The 20,319-nt window shown below is 72.5% G+C and carries 22 protein-coding genes; 15 read left to right on the top strand and 7 right to left on the bottom strand.

All coding sequences use genetic code 11. From position 1 onward, the window contains the following. Window positions 1-127 precede the first annotated feature (127 nt). Window positions 128-973: a spermidine synthase gene (locus STRBO_RS0117130; protein ID WP_005475539.1), complete on the top strand. Its 846-nt coding sequence runs from the start codon at window positions 128-130 to the stop codon at window positions 971-973. On the opposite strand, the gene STRBO_RS0117135 is transcribed toward STRBO_RS0117130, so the two are convergent. Both STRBO_RS0117135 and STRBO_RS0117140 read right to left on the bottom strand, forming a co-directional pair. Continuing rightward, window positions 935-2,281 carry an MFS transporter gene (locus STRBO_RS0117135; RefSeq protein WP_005475537.1) on the bottom strand — a complete coding sequence of 449 codons (1,347 nt, stop codon included), beginning with the start codon at window positions 2,279-2,281 and terminating at the stop codon, window positions 935-937. The two genes, STRBO_RS0117130 and STRBO_RS0117135, sit on opposite strands and share 39 nt — an antisense overlap. Window positions 2,282-2,419: 138 nt before the next feature. Continuing rightward, window positions 2,420-3,490: a DUF8017 domain-containing protein gene (locus STRBO_RS0117140; protein WP_028796704.1), complete on the bottom strand. Its 1,071-nt coding sequence runs from the start codon at window positions 3,488-3,490 to the stop codon at window positions 2,420-2,422. 353 nt (window positions 3,491-3,843) lie between these two features. On the opposite strand from STRBO_RS0117140, the gene STRBO_RS0117145 reads away from it, so the two are divergent. Continuing rightward, the gene (locus STRBO_RS0117145; RefSeq protein ID WP_005475531.1) at window positions 3,844-4,281 is read left to right on the top strand and encodes a DUF4442 domain-containing protein; all 438 of its coding nucleotides are present in this window, start codon (window positions 3,844-3,846) and stop codon (window positions 4,279-4,281) included. Between the two features lie 262 nt (window positions 4,282-4,543). Then, window positions 4,544-5,197, top strand: a complete 654-nt coding sequence (locus STRBO_RS0117150; RefSeq protein WP_005475529.1) for a DedA family protein — start codon at window positions 4,544-4,546, stop codon at window positions 5,195-5,197. 37 nt (window positions 5,198-5,234) lie between these two features. Here STRBO_RS0117150 and STRBO_RS0117155 read toward each other — a convergent pair whose 3' ends face one another. Beyond that, window positions 5,235-5,777: a gamma carbonic anhydrase family protein gene (locus STRBO_RS0117155; protein ID WP_005475527.1), complete on the bottom strand. Its 543-nt coding sequence runs from the start codon at window positions 5,775-5,777 to the stop codon at window positions 5,235-5,237. A 130-nt stretch (window positions 5,778-5,907) separates the two neighbouring features. Here STRBO_RS0117155 and STRBO_RS0117160 point away from each other — a divergent pair, with 130 nt between their 5' ends. The 3 genes from STRBO_RS0117160 (at window position 5,908) to STRBO_RS0117170 (ending at window position 7,931) form a co-directional block, all read left to right on the top strand. Next, on the top strand, window positions 5,908-6,654 hold the full coding sequence (locus tag STRBO_RS0117160; RefSeq protein WP_005475525.1) for an acyltransferase: 747 nt from the start codon (window positions 5,908-5,910) through the stop codon (window positions 6,652-6,654). Window positions 6,655-6,757: 103 nt separating this feature from the next. After that, window positions 6,758-7,330, top strand: a complete 573-nt coding sequence (locus tag STRBO_RS0117165; protein ID WP_020114514.1) for a helix-turn-helix domain-containing protein — start codon at window positions 6,758-6,760, stop codon at window positions 7,328-7,330. A 43-nt stretch (window positions 7,331-7,373) separates the two neighbouring features. Then, complete coding sequence (locus tag STRBO_RS0117170; protein WP_005475522.1) at window positions 7,374-7,931, top strand: YbaK/EbsC family protein; 558 nt, start codon at window positions 7,374-7,376, stop codon at window positions 7,929-7,931. Between the two features lie 101 nt (window positions 7,932-8,032). Here the strand turns inward: STRBO_RS0117170 and STRBO_RS0117175 are convergent, their stop codons facing one another. Further along, on the bottom strand, window positions 8,033-8,593 hold the full coding sequence (locus STRBO_RS0117175; protein ID WP_005475520.1) for an NAD(P)H-dependent oxidoreductase: 561 nt from the start codon (window positions 8,591-8,593) through the stop codon (window positions 8,033-8,035). A gap of 121 nt (window positions 8,594-8,714) precedes the next feature. Between STRBO_RS0117175 and STRBO_RS0117180 the strand changes: the two genes are divergently transcribed. From STRBO_RS0117180 to STRBO_RS0117190, 3 genes are all read left to right on the top strand, one after another. Next, window positions 8,715-9,371 (top strand): TetR/AcrR family transcriptional regulator, encoded by a 657-nt coding sequence (locus STRBO_RS0117180; protein ID WP_005475518.1) that lies wholly within the window; start codon window positions 8,715-8,717, stop codon window positions 9,369-9,371. 120 nt (window positions 9,372-9,491) lie between these two features. Next, complete coding sequence (locus tag STRBO_RS0117185) at window positions 9,492-10,481, top strand: AAA family ATPase (protein ID WP_005475516.1); 990 nt, start codon at window positions 9,492-9,494, stop codon at window positions 10,479-10,481. Then, window positions 10,478-12,049 (top strand): VWA domain-containing protein, encoded by a 1,572-nt coding sequence (locus tag STRBO_RS0117190; protein ID WP_005475514.1) that lies wholly within the window; start codon window positions 10,478-10,480, stop codon window positions 12,047-12,049. The genes STRBO_RS0117185 and STRBO_RS0117190 overlap by 4 nt, the downstream gene beginning before the upstream one ends. A 34-nt stretch (window positions 12,050-12,083) precedes the next feature. Here the strand turns inward: STRBO_RS0117190 and STRBO_RS0117195 are convergent, their stop codons facing one another. Beyond that, window positions 12,084-12,452, bottom strand: coding sequence for a VOC family protein (locus tag STRBO_RS0117195; RefSeq protein ID WP_005475512.1), 369 nt, complete (start codon window positions 12,450-12,452; stop codon window positions 12,084-12,086). 77 nt (window positions 12,453-12,529) lie between these two features. Here STRBO_RS0117195 and STRBO_RS0117200 point away from each other — a divergent pair, with 77 nt between their 5' ends. Then, window positions 12,530-13,555, top strand: coding sequence for a universal stress protein (locus STRBO_RS0117200; RefSeq protein ID WP_020114515.1), 1,026 nt, complete (start codon window positions 12,530-12,532; stop codon window positions 13,553-13,555). Window positions 13,556-13,917: 362 nt separating this feature from the next. Here the strand turns inward: STRBO_RS0117200 and STRBO_RS0117205 are convergent, their stop codons facing one another. Then, window positions 13,918-14,334: a CoA-binding protein gene (locus STRBO_RS0117205; RefSeq protein ID WP_005475508.1), complete on the bottom strand. Its 417-nt coding sequence runs from the start codon at window positions 14,332-14,334 to the stop codon at window positions 13,918-13,920. A gap of 174 nt (window positions 14,335-14,508) precedes the next feature. On the opposite strand from STRBO_RS0117205, the gene STRBO_RS0117210 reads away from it, so the two are divergent. The 3 genes from STRBO_RS0117210 (at window position 14,509) to STRBO_RS40190 (ending at window position 16,525) form a co-directional block, all read left to right on the top strand. Next, window positions 14,509-15,201, top strand: a complete 693-nt coding sequence (locus STRBO_RS0117210; protein WP_005475505.1) for a cysteine--tRNA ligase — start codon at window positions 14,509-14,511, stop codon at window positions 15,199-15,201. Then, the gene (locus tag STRBO_RS0117215) at window positions 15,198-15,743 is read left to right on the top strand and encodes a SixA phosphatase family protein (RefSeq protein WP_005475504.1); all 546 of its coding nucleotides are present in this window, start codon (window positions 15,198-15,200) and stop codon (window positions 15,741-15,743) included. Before STRBO_RS0117210 ends, STRBO_RS0117215 begins: the two co-directional genes overlap by 4 nt. A gap of 188 nt (window positions 15,744-15,931) precedes the next feature. Continuing rightward, window positions 15,932-16,525: a putative immunity protein gene (locus STRBO_RS40190; protein WP_037627864.1), complete on the top strand. Its 594-nt coding sequence runs from the start codon at window positions 15,932-15,934 to the stop codon at window positions 16,523-16,525. 24 nt (window positions 16,526-16,549) lie between these two features. On the opposite strand, the gene STRBO_RS0117225 is transcribed toward STRBO_RS40190, so the two are convergent. Then, the gene (locus STRBO_RS0117225) at window positions 16,550-17,779 is read right to left on the bottom strand and encodes an IS110 family RNA-guided transposase (protein WP_020114518.1); all 1,230 of its coding nucleotides are present in this window, start codon (window positions 17,777-17,779) and stop codon (window positions 16,550-16,552) included. Window positions 17,780-18,381: 602 nt separating this feature from the next. Here STRBO_RS0117225 and STRBO_RS0117230 point away from each other — a divergent pair. After that, a complete protein-coding gene (locus tag STRBO_RS0117230; RefSeq protein ID WP_005475501.1) occupies window positions 18,382-19,008 on the top strand; it encodes a YigZ family protein in 627 nt (208 codons plus the stop codon). A 120-nt stretch (window positions 19,009-19,128) separates the two neighbouring features. After that, window positions 19,129-20,292 carry an exonuclease SbcCD subunit D gene (locus tag STRBO_RS0117235; protein ID WP_005475500.1) on the top strand — a complete coding sequence of 388 codons (1,164 nt, stop codon included), beginning with the start codon at window positions 19,129-19,131 and terminating at the stop codon, window positions 20,290-20,292. Window positions 20,293-20,319: the final 27 nt, after the last annotated feature.

The raw sequence follows: 20,319 nt of genomic DNA on the forward strand, positions 1-20,319 counted from the left end.
GCGGGGTGCGGGGGCCGTGGGCCGGTCAAGGCCGGTCGCGCGGTCCTCGCACCCGTCCCGGGGGTGCCTCGACGGCCCCCGGGTCGATGTGGGGCCCGGCGCAAAGAGGCCCGGCACAATGGGGCGCGTGAACGAAGCCATACCCGTCTCCCGTGCCGTCGACCAGGGGACCGCCAAGCTCATGCCCGACGTCGACCGGGAGCGAGCCTGGCTGCTGACCGTGGACGGGGCGCCGCAGTCGTACGTGGACCTGGACGAGCCGACGCATCTGGAGTTCGAGTACACGCGGCGGCTCGGGCATGTACTGGACACGATGGCGGAACCGGGACGGGCGCTCGACGTGCTGCATCTCGGCGGGGGTGCGCTCACCCTGCCCCGGTACGTGGCCGCCGCCCGGCCCGGGTCGCGGCAGGAGGTCGTCGAGTACGACCGGGGGCTGCTGGAGCTCGTCGTCGAACAGCTGCCGCTGCCCGACGACGCGGGGATCGCGCTGCACGGCGCGGATGCCGGGGAATGGCTCGAAGCGGCCCCCGCGGACTCCGCCGACGTGATCGTGGGGGACGTGTTCCGGGGCTCACGCGTCCCGGCGCACCTGACGACCGTGCGGTACGCGCGAGCGGTGGAGCGGGTGCTGCGCGCGGACGGGGTCTATCTCGCGAACCTGGCCGACGCCGCGCCCTTCGCGTTCCTGCGGTCCCAACTGGCCACGCTGGCCACGGTGTTCGAGGAGCTGGCGCTGATCGCGGAGCCGGGGGTGCTGCGCGGCAGGCGCTTCGGCAACGCCGTGCTGGTCGCGGCCCATCAGCCGCCCGACATCACCGCCCTGGCCCGGCGAACCGCCGCCGACGCCTTCCCGGCCCGGGTCGAGCACGGCCCGGCGCTGCGCCGCTTCGTCGATGGCGCCGCACCCGTGCGCGAGGAGGACGCCGTACCGTCACCGGAGCCGCCCGACGGGGCCTTCGGTATCGGCTGAGCCGGGCGTGGAGCCGGTTTCGGCAGCAGTGCCGGCGCCGGGGGCGGCGTGGGGCGCGGCGTCGGGCTTGGCCAGGGTCACCGGCACGGTGCGTCTGGTCAGATTCCTGACGTCCCGGACGCACAGGACCGCCGCCGTGGCCGCCACACACAACGCCGCGCAGCCCCACAGGGCCGCCGTGCGGCCGAAGGCGCTCTCCGCCGGGCCCGCCAGCGCGGCGGCGAGCGGCACCATCGCCACCGAGCCGAACCAGTCGTAGGCCGAGACACGGGACAGCTTGTCCTCGGGGATCTCCTGGTGCAGCGCGGTCATCCAGGAGACCCCGAACACCTCGATCGACAGACCGCTGACGAACATGGCCAGGCACAGGACGGCGATCGGGGTCGGCACGGCGAGCGCGGCGCTCGGCAGGGCGAACGGGAAGACGCACAGGACGCCCACGAAGAGGAGGCGGCGTGGTTTCCAGCGGGTCATCAGCAGTGCTCCCGCGGCGTTGCCCGCACCGAACAGGGCCAGCGCCAGACCCCAGGGCCCGGGGCCGCCGAGGCTGTCGTCGGCGACCTGAGGGCCGTAGACCGCGTCGGCGGCGACCATGACCGCGTTCACCAGGGAGAACTGGACGACGATCGCCCACAGCCAGGTGCGGCCGGTGAACTCCCGCCAGCCGTCCCGGAGATCGGCGAGCATGCCGTGCCCCGGCTCGCGCTCCGGTATGTGGCTCACGTCGAGGAAGGCGCGCAGGGCGCCGGCGCACGCGAAGGCGACGGCGTCGACCGCGAGCACCCAGCCGGGGCCGATCACCGCGACCAGGGCGCCGCCGATGGCCGCGCCCGTCATGGTCGCGCCCTGCGAGGCGAAGCGGAACAGCGCGAAGGCCCGGCCCGCCTGCTCGGCGGTGACCGAGGACAGCAGCATGCCCTCGGCCGCCGGGCCGAAGAACGCCTGGCCGGTGCCGCCGAGTGCGGAGAGCAGCATCATCTGCCAGAGGTGGGCCCCGCCGGTGAGGACGAGCACGGCGAAGACGGCCTGGGAGAGACAGTTGAGAGTGTTCGCCGCGACCATCACCCGGTGGCGGGGCAGCCGGTCCGCGACCGCGCCGCCGATCAGCAGGAAGAGCACCAGCGGCAGGGTCCGCGCCGCCGCGACCAGACCGACGTCACCGCCGTCGCCGCCCGCGTCCAGCACCGCGAACGCGGCCGCGATCAGGGCGCCGTTGCTGCCGAGGTTGGTGACGACCGCGGCCGTCGTCAGCAGGGTGTAGTTGCGACCCGCCCAGGCGGGGCGGCGGGAGGCGGCGGGAGTCGTCACCCGCCGACTATCGCCGCCCCGCCCCCGTCTGCCAAACCGTTTCCGCACGCGAGGGGGCCCGATCGGGCCACAGGGAACTGGGCCGGTCCGGGCCCGGAGCGGACGGCTCCGACGCCGGCCCCGGTGTCCGGTACCGGCTCAGCCGCCCGTCGGTTCGCCGTACAGCCGTACCGTGCTGAGGATCTTCTGGACCGTCGCGTCCGGGACCTCGTCGTCGACGTCCTTGGCTCCGTGGAAGGTCCAGGAGACGTAGTCACCGGCCGAGTTCTTGAAGGCGAACGTGGTGGCCTTGCCGTCGGTGTCGCACTTGCCCTTCTTGGCGACGCCCTTGGAGTACGTCGTCGCGACACTGCCCTCGACGCCCGATGCCGTGGTGTACGGCTTGGCCTTGCCGATGGTCATCTTCTTCTTGGCGCCGTCCTTCTGGTCGGTGTAACCACCGAAGATCCACCACGCCGCGTCGTTGCGGGCGACGTCCTCGGTGCCCTTGGCGCCCTGCTGGCCCTTGGTGCCCGCGGCGGCCAGCGAACTGGTCTCCTCGTTACCGTCCTTGTCGTCGTCGGACGTGCACCACTTCTCCTTGAGGATGGCGGGTGCCGACATGCCGATGAGGACCGACCCGTCGCCCTTCTTGTCGTCCTCGAAGCCGATGAAGGTGTCGGCCGACTGGACGGCCCACTCGGGCGGCACGTCGAAGGCCGTACCCCACTTGGGGTTGACGACGACCTTCCAGCCCGCGACGGTCGGCTTCGCTCCGGCGTCCTCGCCGCGCGGGTTGTCCTCGGTGCTCTCGGTCGGGGTCGGCGACGGGGAGACCGAAGGGGCGGACTGGGTCTTCGACTTGTCCTTGTCGCCGTCACCCCCGAGGACCAGGAAGCCCGTCACACCGGCCGCCACGACGACGGCCGTGGCCGCGACGATCGCGATGAGCTTCGTCCGGTTGCCGCCGCCTCCGCCCGGCGGCACCGGCGGACCCGCGTGTCCCTGCGCGCCCCACTGGGGCTGCCCGTACTGGGGCTGCTGGCCCGTCGACTGGTATCCGGGCTGCTGATAGGGGTTGGGTTGCTGGTACCCCGGCTGGTCGTACCCCGGCTGTTGGTATCCCGGCTGTCCCGGCTGTCCCGACTGGTCGTACCCCGGCTGCTGGTACGGGTTCGGCTGCTGCGGTTGGTGCTCGCCCCCGGGCGGCTGCTGCTGTCCTGGCCACATGGCTCGTAACCATAGATGCGCCGGGGGGCGGGGTGCCACGGGAGTCCACGAAGCAGCTTTGCACGCGGGACGAACAGCTTCAAAACACCCGTCGGCGCGCGGTTCCTCCGTACCTCCGCGGGCGGGGACCTCCTCGGGCGTCACCGGGGGCCGGTCGAACGGAAGGGCCGCCAGGGCGACTTCCTCGTTCTTGAACGCGAACGTCCTCGGCCTGCCGTCCGTCCCGCGCCGACCGGCTTCCTCCGCCCCGGCCGGCCGGTTCCCGTCGGACGACGGCGATACGACGATCATGCGGCGGCCCCTGGTCAGACGCTGCTACTCGTGGGTAACATCGCGGCATGAGCGCAGACCAGATGTCGATCGGCGAGATGCTCGCCGCCACGGTGCCGATGGCCAGGACGCTGAAGCTGGAGTTCCTGGAGACCACGCCGGAGAAGGCCGTGGTGTCACTGCCGGACCAGGGCGAGTTCCACAACCATGTCGGCGGGCCGCACGCCGGCGCGATGTTCACGCTGGGCGAGTCGGCGAGCGGGGCGATCGTGCTCGCCGCGTTCGGGGACCAGCTCTCCCGCGCCGTGCCGCTCGCGGTCAGCGCGGAGATCGCGTACCGGAAGCTCGCGATGGGCCCCGTCACGGCCACCGCCACCCTGGGCCGCCCCGCCGCCGAGGTCGTCGCCGAACTCGACGCCGGACAGCGCCCCGAGTTCCCCGTCGCCGTCGCCATCCGGCGGGCCGACGGCGCCGTCACGGGCGAGATGACCGTCGTCTGGACCCTGCGCCCCAACGCCTGACCCCCGCCCGCTCCCCCTGAACCCTCCGCCCGGCCCCGGCCCGGCGTCGGGCGCCCCACACCCGGTGCCACGGCCCTCTCCGCCCTCCCGCGGGGGCGCCGACGCGCTGAGCGCGACTGTGCGCGCCGAGCATCGGTGCGGTCGGTGGGACAACCTGGAGGGCTCCGTCGCCGTCCGAGTAAGCGGGTAGGCTTCCCCGGCGTGCGCCCCGTCGTGAGCGCACGCCGGGGGCCTTTGATCCGCTACACGGGAGGAACCGGTCTTGCACGTCCAGGAGTGGCTCGAAACAGTGCCCCCGCTCGCCATCTACCTGCTGGTGGGGCTGGTCATCGGGCTGGAGAGCCTGGGCATCCCGCTGCCGGGCGAGATCATCCTGGTCTCCTCCGCGCTGCTGGCCTCCCAGCACGGTGAGATCGACCCGTTCGTCCTGGGCGCCTGCGCCACCGCCGGCGCGATCATCGGCGACTCCATCGGCTACGCGATCGGGCGCAAGGGTGGCCGCCCGCTGCTGGCCAAGCTCAACCGGCGCTTCCCCAAACACTTCAGTGAGAGCAACATCGCCGTCGCCGAGCGCTCGTTCGACCGGTGGGGCATGTGGGCCGTCTTCTTCGGCCGCTTCATCGCCCTGCTGCGCATCTTCGCCGGCCCCCTCGCCGGCGTCCTCCAGATGCCCTACTGGCGCTTCCTCGTCGCCAACGTCCTCGGCGGCATCCTCTGGGCCGGCGGCACCACCGCCGTCATCTACTACGTCGGTGTCGTCGCCGAGGCCTGGCTCAAGCGCTTCTCCTGGCTGGGCCTGGTCCTGGCCGTCCTCATCGGGGTCGCGTCGATGCTGGTGATCAAGCACAAGGCGAAGAAGGCGGCGGAGGCGGCGGAGAGCACCGAGGCGGAACTGGTCCCCGCCGCCGACTCCTGAGGAAGAAGGGGCCGGTCGCGCCGGCCCCGCGCGCGGTCTACGCGCCGTACTCCTCCTGCGCCTCCCGGTGCGCCACGGCAAGCTCCGTGTAGTGCGTGCCGTTCAAGGTCACCAGCTCCCGCTCCTCGTCGGTGAGCGGCCGCTTCACCTTCGCGGGCACCCCCGCGACCAGCGAGCCCGGCGGCACCCGCATGCCCTGCGGGACCAGCGCCTGCGCGGCCACCAGCGACCCCGCCCCGATCACCGCGCCGTTCAGCACCGTCGCGCCCATCCCGATCAGACAGTCGTCCTCGACGGTCGCCCCGTGCACCACCGCGTTGTGCCCGATGGAGACCCGCGCGCCGATCGAGACCGGGAACCCGGGGTCGACGTGCAGCGTGCAGTTGTCCTGGACGTTGGCGTCCGCGCCGATCACGATCGGCTCGAACTCGGCCCGCAGGACGGCCCCGTACCAGACGCTCGCCCCGGGGCGCAGCGTCACGTCGCCGATCACCACCGACGTGGGGGAGACGAACGCGGCCTCCTCCACATCCGGCTTGTTGCCGCCGAACGTCGTGATCAGGGCCCGCTGCCGGTTCATCGCCGCCTCCTGGTGGTGGTCGAGGATCAGTCCTCACCCGCACCGTAAGCCATGGTGCCCGCATCCCGTGGGGTGAAGATCACAGCCGTACGGCGTCCTCGGTGTGCCGCGCGGTGAGTACCGTGAGCGGGTGCCGAAAAGCAAGAACACGTTCTCGTCCTGGCGGGGCCGCCTCGTGCAGCGCGCCGTCCACGCGGGCTGGGCGTGGCTGCAGCGCACGGGCTCGGTGACGGCCGACCGGCCCGGGAGCCTGCGCTTCGGCGCGATGGGAACAGGTACCAGGCTGGCCTTCCCGCTCGGCACGGTCTTCGGTGAGCCGTGGATCCATCTGGGCTCCCACTGCATCATCGGCGAGCAGGTCACCCTGACCGCCGGCCTGATGCCCGACCTGGACCTCGGCGCGGAGCCGATCCTGCGCATCGGTGACGGTGTCGTCCTCGGCCGGGGCAGCCATGTCATCGCCGACACCACCGTCACCATCGGCAGCGACTGCTACTTCGGCCCGTACGTGTACGTGACGTCCACGAACCACTCGTACGACGACCCGCACGAGCCGATCGGCAAGCAGTGGCCGCGGATGGACCCCGTCTCGATCGGGCCGGGATGCTGGATCGGTACGGGCGCGGTGATCCTGCCCGGCGCGCGCGTCGGACGGAACGTGGTGGTCGCCGCGGGAGCCGTGGTGCGGGGCGTGGTGCCGGACCACTCGGTGGTGGCGGGGGCGCCCGCGCGGGTCGTGCGGCGCTGGGACCCCGTGGAGGGCTGGCAGCCGCCGATCCGGACGCCCGCGCCGGTGCCGATCCCCGACGGGGTCACGCCGGAGCAGTTGCTGGCGCTGGCCGAGTGGGACGCGGAGGGGGCGGAGGAGTCCGCCTAGCCGCTCGGGGGCCCGGCCCCCGCAGTACAGTTCGGTGCGTGTCCGGTGCACCACACGGGGGTTCGCCGCGGTGAACTCCCGTATCGAGAACATTGGACGGAATGTGTCGGATCTCGACCTGCTGACCCAGTCCCTGGCGCGCAACGTCAAGCGCTGGCGCACCGAGCGGGGTTTCACCCTGGACGCCCTCGCGACCCGCGCCGGAGTCAGCCGCGGCATGCTCATCCAGATCGAGCAGGCCCGCACCAACCCCAGCATCGGTACCGTCGTCAAGATCGGGGACGCGCTCGGCGTCAGCATCACCACGCTGCTCGACTACGAGCGGGGGCCCAAGGTCCGGATCGTCCCGGCCGAGCAGGTGGTCCGGCTCTGGCACACCGAGGCGGGCAGCCACAGCAAGCTGCTGGCCGGAGCGGAGGCGCCCGGCCCGCTGGAGATGTGGGACTGGCTGCTGATGCCGGGGGAGGGCAGTCGCTCGGACCCGCACCCCGTGGGTACGGTCGAGATCGCGCATGTCACGCAGGGGGAGCTGGCCCTCACCGTCGGGGGCACGGAGTACCGCGTGCCGGCCGGTGCGAGCGTCACCTTCGAGGCCAACGCGGCGCACGAGTACGCGAATCGGGGGGACGTGCCGACGCGCATGGTGCTGACGGTGTCGGTGCCGGCCGTGCCCTGAGGGCCGCCCCGGCCGCCGACCGGTCTTTGTTACCGTGCCGCCCATGCGCGCACCCATCGGGAACTTCGACCACGCCACACCCGCCCCCGACTGCCTCGACGACCTCGTCGGCCCGGTCGCCGACGCCGTCCGCGCCTGGCCCGGCAGCGTGCCCGCCGACCGGATCCTGTACGTCGAGACGGACCCGGAGTGGGCCGACACCGCCGTGTTCGTCCAGCACTACGGTCAGGACCTGCTGGAGAAGTCCGCGAACTGCGTGGTCGTCGCGGGCAGGCGCGGTGGCGGGTCGAGTCTGGCCGCGTGTGTCGTGCTCTCCACCACCCGGGTCGACGTCAACGGCGTGGTCCGCCGCCGACTCGGCGCCCGCAAGGCCTCGTTCGCGTCGATGGACACCGCCACCGGCGAGACCGGGATGGAGTACGGCGGCATCACCCCCGTCGGACTGCCCGCGTCGTGGCCGGTCCTGGTGGACTCCGCCGTGGTCGACCTGCCGTACGTCCTGGTCGGCAGCGGGCGGCGGCGCGGCAAGCTGCTGGTGCCGGGGAAGGCGTTCGCGGAGCTGCCGAACGCGGTCGTGCTGGAGGGGCTGGGGGTCGCCTGACCCGCACCTTCCGCAGAGGTCGGGGTGCCGGGGTGCCGGAACGCCGACACCGGGCCCCGGGCGGGTGGGCCGGAACCCGGCGTCGTACGGCGCGGCGGTGATCAGGCGGCGGCGGAGCCGGCCTGGGTGCCCAGCTGCCGCAGGACCTCGGTCAGGCCGGTGACGACCTCGGCGTCGTCCGCCGGGTGGGTCTCGGCGAAGCGGACGACCGAGCCGGGGATGGACAGCTTGGCGTCCTCCAGGACCGTGGCGCCGGCGATGCCGGCGGCCTTGCGGGTCTCGTCCTGCGCCCATACGCCGCCGAACTGGCCGTAGGCGGTGCCGACCACGGCGACCGGCTTGCCGGTGAAGGCGCCGGCGCCATAGGGGCGGGACAGCCAGTCGATGGCGTTCTTCAGGACGGCCGGGATGGTGCCGTTGTACTCGGGGGAGAAGAGCAGGAAGCCGTCGACCTGGTTGGCGGCCTCGCGCAGACGGGCGGCGGTGGCCGGAAGGGCGGCCTCGTTGTCGATGTCCTCGTTGTAGAACGGGACGTCGGCCAGGCCCTCGTACAGCTCGATCGTGACGCCCTCCGGGGCGTGCTTCACGGCGGCCTCGGCGAGCTGGCGGTTGTGCGAACCGGCGCGAAGGCTGCCGACGAGCGCGAGGATGCGTACGGACATGAGCTGACTCCTAGGCAGGGACAAGCGCGTGACGAAGTTAAACGGACCGGGGTCCGTTGAAATTTGTAGCAGCTATCCGGACCAGGGTCCACTTTTCTGTGGTGAGCGTTACGCTCTTTTCATGAACGAGTCGCTGCCGCCCTTCCCGGCGCCTCAGGACCCCGACCCCCTCGACGGACTGCTGAATGTGGCCACCGCTGCCCCCGACCAGCCCCGATTGCGCGCGGACGCGGCCCGCAACCGCACCCGGCTGCTGGAGGTCGCCGCCCGGCTGGCGGCGGACTGCGGGGCCGCCAATCTGACCATGGAAGCCGTGGCGACGGCCGCCGAGGTGGGCAAGGGCACCGTCTTCCGGCGGTTCGGGGACCGGATCGGGCTCATGCTCGCGCTTCTCGACCACCATGAGCGGGAACTGCAGGCCGCGTTCCTGACCGGCCCGCCGCCCCTCGGCCCCGACGCGCCCGCCCTGGACCGGCTCCGGGCCTTCGGCGTCGCCGTCATCCGGCACGAGTACGCCCACCGCGACCTCTACCTCGCCGCCGGTGCGGACGTCTCCCGCCGTCACACCAGCCCGGCCAACCAGCTCCGCCTGGGTCACCTGTGCATGCTGCTGCGCCGCGCGCGGGCGACGGGTGACATCGAGTTGCTGGCGCAGGCCCTCCTGGGCTGTCTGGACATCGGCCTCGTCGACCATCTGGTGCAGCGGCGGGGGATGTCGCTCGACCGGCTGGAGCTGGGATGGGCGGACCTGGTGGAGCGGCTCGTCGTGACCGCCTAGCAGCCGCGTGCCGACGGGCGATGGGCCGGGACAGCAAGCCGGGACATTCAAAGCGACCGCTTGGTAACTTGGGGGCGGGTGTCGGGGAGCGGCCTCGTACGCCGGGTGAGGGGAGGCCACATGACCGACGAGATCGCCGAGAACGCCGAGGACGCCGAGACCGGCGCGGGCGACAAGGGCGCGAGCGTGATCGACGGGGGCGTGATCGACGGGGGCGCGGCAGGCGAGAAGGACCGCTCGGACGCCCCCGGCACCGGCTTCTTCGCCTCCGTGGACGATGTCGCCGCGCGCCTGGCCGAGGTGGGGTACCTGGCCTCTACGGCCGTCGCCACCACGGTCTTCCTGGCCGACCGGCTCGGCAAGCCGCTGCTGGTGGAAGGGTCGGCGGGGGTCGGCAAGACCGAGCTGGCCAAGGCCGTCGCCCGGGTCGGCGCCGCCCGGCTCGTCCGGCTCCAGTGTTACGAGGGCATCGACGAGTCCCGCGCCCTGTACGAGTGGAACCACGCCAAGCAGCTGCTGCGCATCACCGCCGGACGCGACGAGGCCTGGGACGACACCCGTTCCGACATCTTCAGCGAAGAGTTCCTGCTCACCCGCCCCCTGCTGACCGCGATCCGGGGCGACGAGCCGACGGTCCTCCTCATCGACGAGACCGACAAGGCGGACGTCGAGGTCGAGGGGCTGCTCCTGGAGGTGCTCAGCGACTTCCAGGTCACCGTCCCGGAACTGGGCACGATCACCGCCACCCAGCGACCCTTCACGGTCCTCACCTCCAACGCCACCCGGGAACTCTCCGAGGCCCTGCGCCGCCGCTGCCTCTTCCTCCATCTCGGCTTTCCCGACGCCGAGTTGGAGCGGCGGATCGTCACGCTCAGAGTTCCGGGCCTGGACGACACCCTCGCCGACTCCCTGGTCCGGGTGGTCGGCGCGCTGCGCGAGATGGAGCTGCGCAAGGCCCCCTCCGTGGCCGAGACCATCGACTGGGCGCGCACCCTGCTGGCCCTCGGCGCGGACACCCTGGACGAGAGCGTCGTCCGGGACAGCCTGGGAGTGATCCTCAAGCACCAGGACGACATCGAGAAGGCCGCGCGGAAGCTGACGCTGGTATGAGCGCCGGGGCCCGCGGCGCGAACGGTACGTCGCCGGGATCCACGCTCCCCGACCGGCTGACCGCGTTCGTGCGGGCGTTGCGCGGCCACGGGATACGGATCGGGCCCGGCGAGACCGTGGACGCGGCCGCCGTCCTGGAGGTGCTGGGCCTCACCGACCGGGAGCGGATCCGGGAGGGGCTGGCGGCGGCGCTGCTGCGGGCCGACCGGCAGCGTGCCGTGTTCGACACGGCCTTCGAGCTGTACTTCCCGCTCGGGGTGGGGGAGTTGGCGGGCGCGCGGAGTGCGTCCGCCGGGGACCGGGACGAGTTGCGCGACCGGCTGGCCGAGGCGCTGGCCGCGAACGACACCGCGATGCTCAACCGGCTCGCGGCCGAGGCCGTGGAGTTGCTCGGCCGTTACGGTTCCCCGGGTGCGGACGGCTGGTCCGCCCACCAGACGCTGGACCGCCTCCGGCCGCAGACGCTGCTGGCGCGGATCCTGGCGGGTTCTCGGGGGGCCGGCGGGGCGGAGGGCGAGGGCGCCGGGTTCTCCGGTGCGGGGGGTGGGGCCGGGGGCGGGTTCCGTATGGGATTCGGTGGCGGGCTCACGTTCGGTGCGGGTGCGGGTGCGGGTGCGGGTGCGGGTGCGGGTGCGGGCTCGGCCTTGGGTTCCGGGAGCGGTGGCGGGTCCGGTCTTGGTGCGGGCGGGTTCACCGATCGGCTGGACGCCGACGAGATCCGGCGCCGTATCGAGGACTTCCGGAACCGGGTACGAGCGGAGGCGCGACGGCGGGTCGCCGAGCGCCGGGGAGCGGAGATGATCGCCCAGCGGGGCATCGCACCCAGCGCCGACCAGGTCGACTTCCTCGTCGCGAGCCGCGAACAACTCGTCGAACTGCGGCGCACGGTCCAGCCGTTGGCCCGCAGGCTCGCGACCCGGCTGGCCGCTCGGCGGCGCAGGGCAGCGCGCGGCCAGATCGACATCCGGCGCACGCTCCGGCGCTCGCTGTCCACCGGCGGTGTGCCGCTGCGGCCCGCCTACCGGCGGCATCGGCCCGCACGCCCGGAGATCGTGCTGCTCTGTGACGTGTCCGGGTCGGTCGCCGGGTTCGCGAACTTCACGATGCTGCTGGTGCAGGCGATGCGGGACCAGTTCAGCAAGGTGCGGGTGTACGCGTTCGTCAACCGGGTCGACGAGGTCACCCGCCTCGTCACCAACGGCGAGGCCGATCCCGCCGAACTCGGCCGCCGGATCGCCGGTGAGGCCACGGTCTCCGGGTGGCACGGCAGCAGCGACTACGGTGCTGCGCTCGGGGAGTTCGCCGAGCGTCACCTCGACGCGGTCGGACCGCGTACGTCGGTGATCGTGCTCGGGGACGCCCGCACCAACGGGTTCGATCCCCACGCGGAGGCACTGCGGCGGATCGCGGCCCGCGCCCGCCGCGTCCACTGGCTGAACCCCGAGTCGCCCGAGCAGTGGGGCACGGGCGACTCCGCCGCCCTGGTCTACGCCGAGATCGTCGACATGCACGCCTGCCGGAACGCTCGGCGGCTGGGGGAACTGGTGACGCGGCTGCTCCCGGTGTGACGCGAGCCGGGGCGGTTCGGCCAGTGCCCCGGTCCTACGCCCCGCCGGTGTCGATCACGCAGAAGCGGTTGCCCTCCGGGTCGGCGAGTACGACGAAGTCGGCACCCTCCGGGTAGGCGTCCCACCGGACGCGGTGTGCTCCCAGGCCCAGCAGCCGTTCGACCTCCGCCGCCTGGTCCTCCGCGTTGCCCGCGTAGAGATCCAGGTGCACCCGGGGGCGCTCCTGCACCGGGGTCTCGCTGAGGCCCAGGGAGAGCTGGGGGCCCGTGCCCTGCGGGTGCACCAGCACGACCCAGTCGTCCTCCGGCTCCTCACGTGGGACGTAGCCGAGGGCCTGCGTCCAGAACGCGGTGGCCCGCCGTACGTCGGACGCGCCCATCACCACGGAACCGATGCTCAGCATGGACCGATTCTCGCCCCTGCGGATCCGCTGTCGTGCGGCGATGCTGGAAACAGACCTCGACCTCAGGAGGTGCGCCCATGTTCCGCACCGTCACCGCGGGTATCGACGGTTCGCGCGAGAGCCTGGCCGCCGCCGAGTGGGCGGGCAGGGAGGCGCGGCTCCGTGCGTTGCCGCTGCGGCTGGTCAACGTCTGGGAGCCGGTGCCCGAGCCGATGGGGCGGCCGCCGGTGCTGGACGCTGAACCGGCACCCGAGGGGCAGGACGGGCAGGACGGGCAGGACGGGCAGGACGGGCAGGACGGGCAGGACGGGCAGGACGGGCAGGACGGGCAGGACGGGCGGGCGGGGCCGGGCCCCGCGGCGGACACCGGGGTCGGGAAGGTGCTGCGGGAGGCCGCCGACGGGATACGGCAGCGGCACTCCGAGGTCGACGTGAGCGTCGAGCAGTTGACGGGGCGGGCGAGCGAGGAGCTGGTGCGGGTCGCGCACGGTGGGGACCTGCTGGTGCTGGGGTCCCGTGGGCTGAGCGGTCTCGCCGGGTTTCTGCTCGGGTCCGTCGGGCTGCATGTCGTCGCGCACACCGAGCGGCCGGTGGTGCTCGTGCGGGCGGGGGAGAGGGCCGCGGACGAGCATGCGCCGGGCGCGGCCGGGGGGCCGTCCGCCGTGACGCCGTTCCGGCCCGTCGTGCTCGGTCTCGACACCGCGCAGCCGGATCACACCTTGATCCGGTTCGCGTTCGAGGCGGCGGCGGCGCGGGGGGCGCCGTTGCGGATTCTGCATGACTGGCGTCCGCCGCCACACTCCGGGCTGCGGGAGCGGCCTGGTCTGGAGGCCGATCTCGATGCCGATGTGGGGGAGGTGGAGGCCGGTACGTTGCATGAGGTGCTGGTGCCGTGGCGGCGGGAGTTTCCCGGGGTCGTGGTGGTGGAGGAGTCGCGGCGGGGGAAGGCGGCGGAACACCTGCTGGAGGCTTCTCGGGACGCGTCCCTCCTGGTGGTCGGGCGACGGGTGCGGCATTCGCCGGTGGGGGTGCATGTGGGGCCGGTCGTGCATGCGGTGCTTCATCATGCGGGGGTGCCCGTGGTGGTGGTCGCGCACGAGTGACGTCCTGGGTGACGGGGCCTTCTTCGCCCCCGCCGCCCCTACCCGTCCCGTCCCCAGGGGCTGCCGCCCCTTCGACCCCGCTCGCGGGCGCGTTCGTCGGCTGCGGGTGGGTGGGGGCTGGTCGCGCAGTTCCCCGCGCCCCTGAAAAGACCGGCCGCGCGCGCCCGAGAGCCCCGCGCCGGCCCCCGGCCCCGCGTCAGCCTCCAGCCCCGCGCCGGCCCCCGGCCCTGCGCCGACGCCACGCTGGGTGCCGCCGCCCTGCGCCGCGTCAGTGCTGAGGCGCGAAGCCTGGACGAGGGCGCTTGGATCATGCCCTGAGGCCATGGCGGTCGGTGCGGTCGTGTGTCTCGCCGCCCGCCGGTTCAGGAGGTGGCGGGCAGGCGGGGGATCTCTATCGCGGGGCAGCGGTCCATGATCATGTCCAGGCCTGCCTCGCGGGTTCGGTGGTAGGCGTCCTCGTCGAGCACGCCCAGCTGGAACCAGACCGCCTTGGCGCCGATGCGGGCGGCCTCGTCGGCGACAGGGCCCGCGAGGTCGCTGTTGACGAAGACGTCGACGACGTCGACCGGGAAGGGGATGTCGGACAGCGAGGCGTAGCCCTGCTCGCCGTGGACCGTCTCGGCCTGGGGGTGCACCGGGACGACCCGCTTGCCGTAGCGCTGGAGGACCTCCGCGACGCCGTACGCCGCGCGGTTGCGGTTGTCGGACAGGCCCACGACGGCCCAGGTGTCGCCGAGTTCCGTCAGTACCTTGCGGATCGTGGCGGGGTCGCCGTACATGCCGTCTCCTCTGTTCGGGCCGTATGCCCTGCGGCAACAGCGGGCGGCGCTCGCCGATTCCCGGGCCTCCGTTTCTTCGGTGACCGGCCCGGCGTCCGGCTCGATGTACGGCGCGCTGTCCGGAATGCCGTCGTCCGCACTGCGTTCGGCCGTTCCCGCGCCTACGCTCACCCCGTGCTGCGTATCACTGACGCCCGGACCGGCGAGCCCGCCGAGATCCCCAGGGCGCTCACTCGGGTCCATGCCCATGTGCCGGGGGACGACCCCTCGGCCCTGCGCGTCCTGCTGGTCGCCGACGTCCTCGCCCGCGCTCTCGAACTCGGCGGGAGCGCCGTCCTCTTCGTCGCCGACCCGCCGGCCGCACTGCGGGAGCGCGCCGACGACCTGGGCATCCGGCGAAGCGAACCCTCCGGGACGCGGGGCGGGCGGCAGGTACTGCACGTGACCGGCTCGGGGGAGACGGCCGACAGCGACACCGGCATCGGGGTCGAGGTCGGCGCCCTGACGGGGGCGGGCGAGACGGCCGTGGCGGGTACCGCCCTGCGGCTCGCTCTCCTCAGCCACCCCCGCCGCACCCCGGTCACCCTCGACGCCACCACCCTCACCGAGGCCGCCGACACGCTCGACCACTGGCGCACGTCGGTGGCGACCTGGGCGACACAGCCGTCGAAACCGGTCCCCGAGCCCGTGCGGCAGGCGCTGAGGGACGCCTGGGAGGACGACCTCGACGTACGCGCGATGCTCGACGTGCTGCGCGGCGTCGAGGAGGCTCGGGACATTCCGGACGGTGCGCGGTTCGAGACGTACGCCTACGCGGACCGGCTGCTCGGTCTGGAACTCACCCGGGAGATCGGGGCGACGGCATGACGGCGCGCGCCGGCGCGGGCCCGCTGCGCAGACTCGTCGTCCTGCGCCACGCCAAATCCGCCTGGCCCGTGGGCGTCCCCGACCACGAGCGGCCCCTGGCACCACGCGGCCACCGCGACGCCCCCGCCGCGGGCCGGGTCCTCGCCGACGCGGACTGCCTGCCCGACCTCGCCGTGTGCTCCACGGCCGTACGGGCGCGGCTGACCTGGGAGCTGGCCTCCGCGCAGTGGGGGACGCCGCCGCCCGTCCGGTACGACGGGCGGGTGTACGCGGCCGACGTGGCGGAGCTGCTCGACGTGGTGCGCGAGACTCCCGGCCACGTGCGGACGCTGCTCCTCGTCGGTCACAACCCGGGGCTGGAGGAACTGGTGCTGGACCTGGCCGGCGACGCCCTCGACACCGCGCTGGACGACATGCGGGTCAAGTTCCCCACCTCGGCGATCGCCTTCCTCTCCTGGCACGGCGCGACGTGGGCCGAGCTCGCCCCGGGCACGGCACTGCTGACGGACATGATCGTGGCCAGGGGGACGAAGAGGACCTGAACGGCCCCGGCCAGGGATCCGGCGCCGGTCGACGCCCCGCGCGGGCGGGCGCCGGCCTGCGCATAGACATCTCAGGGGGATAAGAAGTCAAGTCCGAAGATCCTGTCTGCTTCGGAGGCCAGCCAGCAGGAGCGGCCAAGACCGCCTTCCCGCCGCGCTGTCCGGTGGGAGTCATCGAGGATGGGGGCATGACAGGGGAAGCGAGCGAGATCATTCTGAGCAAGCAGGATCTTCGTGAGGTCACCGCGTTCGCTGCGGCATGCGCGGAGGTCGTCCTGGAAGTATTCGAGGCTGATCAGCCGGACGACTCGCGACCTCGAGACGCCATCAGTGCCGCGTGGGCATTCGCCCGGGGCGGCGAGCGCGGGAAATCTTTGCGCGACACAGCGTCGGCGGCTCTCAAGGCAGCCCAGAGCGCGGAGACTGCGGCTGCGCGCGAGGCAGCGTGGGCAGCGATGTCTGCGGCAGGCGCCGCCTTTCTGCATCCATTGGCCAAGGCCACCCAGGTCAAGCACATTCTCGGAGCCAGCGCTTATGCAGCCCGAGCGGCCGAAATCGCCGCCGACGACGATCGGAGCGTCGGTGCTGAACACCTCAAGCGGATGATGCATCGTGCAACACCGATCGTCGTTGACGTGCTCAAGCGCTTCCCGACGGCGCCGGATGGCGGCGGACGGGTTGGCGAGTTGATCCGCGTGCTGGACGCTGACCTTCGCACCCTCACTGAATCTCAGCGTTCGGATGGCGCGGCTTCGCAAGGAGAGGTGCCAGGCACTCGCTGACGCAGCCTGCGGCTGTCTCCCGAGTCACGCGGATGCTTGAAGCAGCGGTGTGAAGGCACGTTGTTCATCGAACGGCTGCCGGGTCTGGAGGCAGTGGTGGAGCTGTCCGAGGAAGCGGTTGAGCAGGTGGCGCTGGGCGGCGTTGTGCCAGTCCCCGTGCTCGCGTCGGCGCCGGTAGTGGGTGTTGGCGCCAGGTGAGGCCTGGAGGGCTGAGAAGGCCCAGAGGAAGCCGGCGTGCATGAGCCGGTTGTTCTTGACGAAGCGGCGGCCGACGAAGCGTTTCTTGCCGGAGGCGCGGGTGATCGGGGCGGAGCCGGCGTAGGACTTGAGTGCTCTGGCGTCGGCGAAGCGGGTCCGGTCATCGCCGATCTCGGCAAGGACACGGGCTGCGAGCTGGGGACCGAGGCCGGGGAAACTGAGCAGGATCTCGCTGTCGGCGTGCTGATGGAAGGCAGCTTCGGTGGCCGTGGCGAGGTCGTCCGCGGCCTGGCAGGTGGCGTCCAACTGCTTGAGCAGGGCCAGCAGCTGCTGACCGAAGGCGCCCTCGACAGCAGGGAGGTGGTGGGCGTACTCGGCGCGGAAGACGCTCCGCAGGCGTTCGGCCTCGGTGTCGAAGGACCGGGTGCGTCCGCTGCGTTTGAGGGCCGCCCGGATCTGGGCGAGGGTGAGCCGGGCGGCCTTCGCCGGGGTCGGGGCCAGGGTGAGGATCACTCGGGCATCTGCCCGGGTCAGGCCGCCTTCCTTGCCCTGGAAGGCGTGCAGGGCGGCGGGGTAGTACTCGCGCAGCAGGGATCGGACCTGGTTGGCGACCTGCTGGCGACTCCAGACGGCGTCCTGCTGAGCGCGCGCCAAAACCGCGATGGCTCGTACGAGTTCGCTGTCGGTGGGCAGCGGCCGGTGGGCATGTCGGTCGGTGCGCAGGATGTTCGCCAGGACGAGGGCGTCGCCGGGGTCGGACTTCTTGCGGCTGACGCCGTGCCGGTCGCGGTAGCGTGAGGCGGCGAGCGGGTTGATGGCGAAGACTTGGCGGCTGCCGGTGCGCAGGGCGGCAACGAGCAGGCCGTGGCTGGTCTCGATGGCGATGGGTATCGGGTTCTCTGGGCTGTCCCCGTGTTCGGCCAAGAGGTCCAGGAGCTTGTGGTAGTCGGCTGCGTCGTCGGTGACGCGGGCTTTGGCGAGCTGGGTGCCGGTGTCGTCGACGAAGGCGACGTCGTGGTGGCGCTCCGCCCAGTCGATGCCGCAGAACACGTTCAAGCTGTCCTCCTGGGTCCGTTCGTTTGTGCAGGTCACGAGCACATGCGGGTCACGCGGCGCCCTAATCCCAGGACTCACAGGTCCGCCATCTCAGTAGCCGTTCGCGACACCAGCGCACCCCAGGGGCTCGGTCTATTGCAGAGCTCACGGGCTCGCGGATGGAAGCAAGAGGTAGTCCCTGGAGCGGGCTCGCGCCGTGACAGTCAACGTCCGGCCAGCAGCCGTGAGTTTCGTGGTGATCACGGAGACACCGGGCTGTGCCGCTCTTGACAGAGGCCTCGAAGGACCCGGGGAAACGGAGGCATCAGCCCGGTGCCCGCGTCATCACCGCGAGGCACCGACGGGGGTGGGTCCCGTGGCGGTGGCGAAGGCGCCGGGTCTCGCCGCTCTATGCGAAGGCCTCTGGGGCCAGGCTGGCAACAGGCGTTGCCCGACGCCCATGTCACCGCCACGGAACCCACCGGGTGGACAGCGGCACCAATCTCAAAGCGGGTCTCCAGGACCAAGAGGGCCGAAGGCGTTCCGCCGTCCGTCGCAAGCCGCCCGTCGGCCCCTTGTGGGGACCAGACCGAACCGCTTACACCCTGGATTAGGCTGGCCGGATGCAGGACGAGTACCGCACCGTCGCCCGCGCCGGCGTGCACGAGACCGAGGTCAACCGATCCCGGTTCCTGTGCGCGCTCGCCCCGGCGGCCACCGAACAGGAGGCCCAGGACTTCGTCGCGGCCGTCCGCAGGGAGCACGCCGACGCCACCCACAACTGCTACGCGTACGTCATCGGCGCCGACGCGGCCGTCCAGCGCGCGAGCGACGACGGGGAACCCGGCGGCACCGCCGGCGTCCCCATGCTGCAGATGCTGCTACGCCGGGACATGCGGTACGTCGTCGCCGTCGTCACCCGGTACTACGGCGGGGTCAAGCTGGGCGCCGGCGGACTCATCAGGGCGTACGGCGGCGCGGTGGGCGAGGCCCTGGACGCGCTCGGGGGCATCACGCGCCGGCGCTTCCGGCTGGCCACGGTGACGGTCGACCACCAGCGGGCCGGCAAACTGCAGAACGACCTGCGGTCCACCGGGCGCGAGGTCCGTGACGTGCGTTACGCGGAGGCCGTCACCATGGAGATCGGCCTGCCCGACGCCGAGGTCGACGCCTTCCGCGCATGGCTCGCCGACACCACCGCGGGCACCGCCGCCTTCGAACTCGGGGGCGAGGCCTACGGGGACGCGTGAGGGCGGACCACTGCTGTGACGGAGGGGCACGCGCGGGTAGCGCGGACGTGGGCGGCGTACGCGGGTCGGTTCGCCGGTAGCCGCCCGTGATGTCCGACCCGCCTGTTAGGTTCGGGGATCATGAGGCTGCTGCACACTTCCGACTGGCATCTCGGTCGGGCGTTCCACCGGGTGAACATGCTCGGCGCGCAGGCCGAGTTCATCGGTCACCTGGTCACGACCGCGCGCGAGCGCGAGGTGGACGCGGTGGTGGTGGCGGGGGACGTGTACGACCGGGCGGTGCCCGCGCTGGCGGCGGTCGAGCTGTTCGACGACGCCCTGCACCGCCTGGCCGAGCTGGGCGTGCCCACGGTGATGATCTCCGGGAACCACGACTCGGCGCGGCGGCTCGGCGTCGGCGCGGGCCTCATCGGCCGGGCGGGCATCCATCTGCGGACGGCGGCCTCGGCGGCGGGGACCCCCGTGATGCTGTCCGACGCCCACGGCGAGGTCGCCTTCTACGGGCTGCCGTATCTCGAACCAGCCCTGGTGAAGGACGAGTTCGGGGTGGACAGAGCGAGCCACGAGGCGGTGCTCGCCGCCGCCATGGACCGGGTCCGGGCCGACCTGGCCACGCGTGCGACGGGCACCCGCTCCGTCGTGCTGGCCCATGCCTTCGTCACCGGCGGCGCGCCCAGCGACAGCGAGCGGGACATCTCCGTCGGCGGAGTCTCCTCGGTGCCGGCCGGAGTCTTCGACGGCGTCGACTACGTGGCGCTGGGTCACCTGCACGGCAGCCAGACCCTCACCGACCGCGTCCGCTACTCCGGCTCCCCGCTGCCGTACTCCTTCTCCGAGGCCGAGCACCGCAAGAGCATGTGGCTGGTGGACCTCGGCGCCGACGGCTCGGTGGACGCCGAGCGGATCGACTGCCCCGTGCCCCGCCCGCTCGCCCGGATCCGGGGCCGGCTGGACGACCTGCTCGCCGAACCGGAGCTGACCCGGCACGAGGAGGCATGGGTCGAGGCCACGCTCACCGATCCGGTCCGGCCCGCCGAGCCCATGGCCCGGCTGACCGCTCGCTTCCCGCACACGCTCAGCCTCGCCTTCGATCCCGAGCGCGCCCCCGGCGACCCGGACCTCTCCTACGCACGGCGTCTCGCCGGCCGCGACGACCAGCAGATCGCCGAGGACTTCGTCGCCCATGTCCGCGGCACCGGCCCCGACGCACACGAACGGACCGTGCTCAGGGACGCGTTCGACGCCGTGCGGGCCGACGACACGGTTCGGGAGGTCGCCCGATGAGGGGCCCGACGAACCGCGGTCCGGCCA

This window comes from Streptomyces bottropensis ATCC 25435, assembly GCF_000383595.1.
Taxonomy (GTDB): Bacteria; Actinomycetota; Actinomycetes; order Streptomycetales; family Streptomycetaceae; genus Streptomyces; species Streptomyces bottropensis.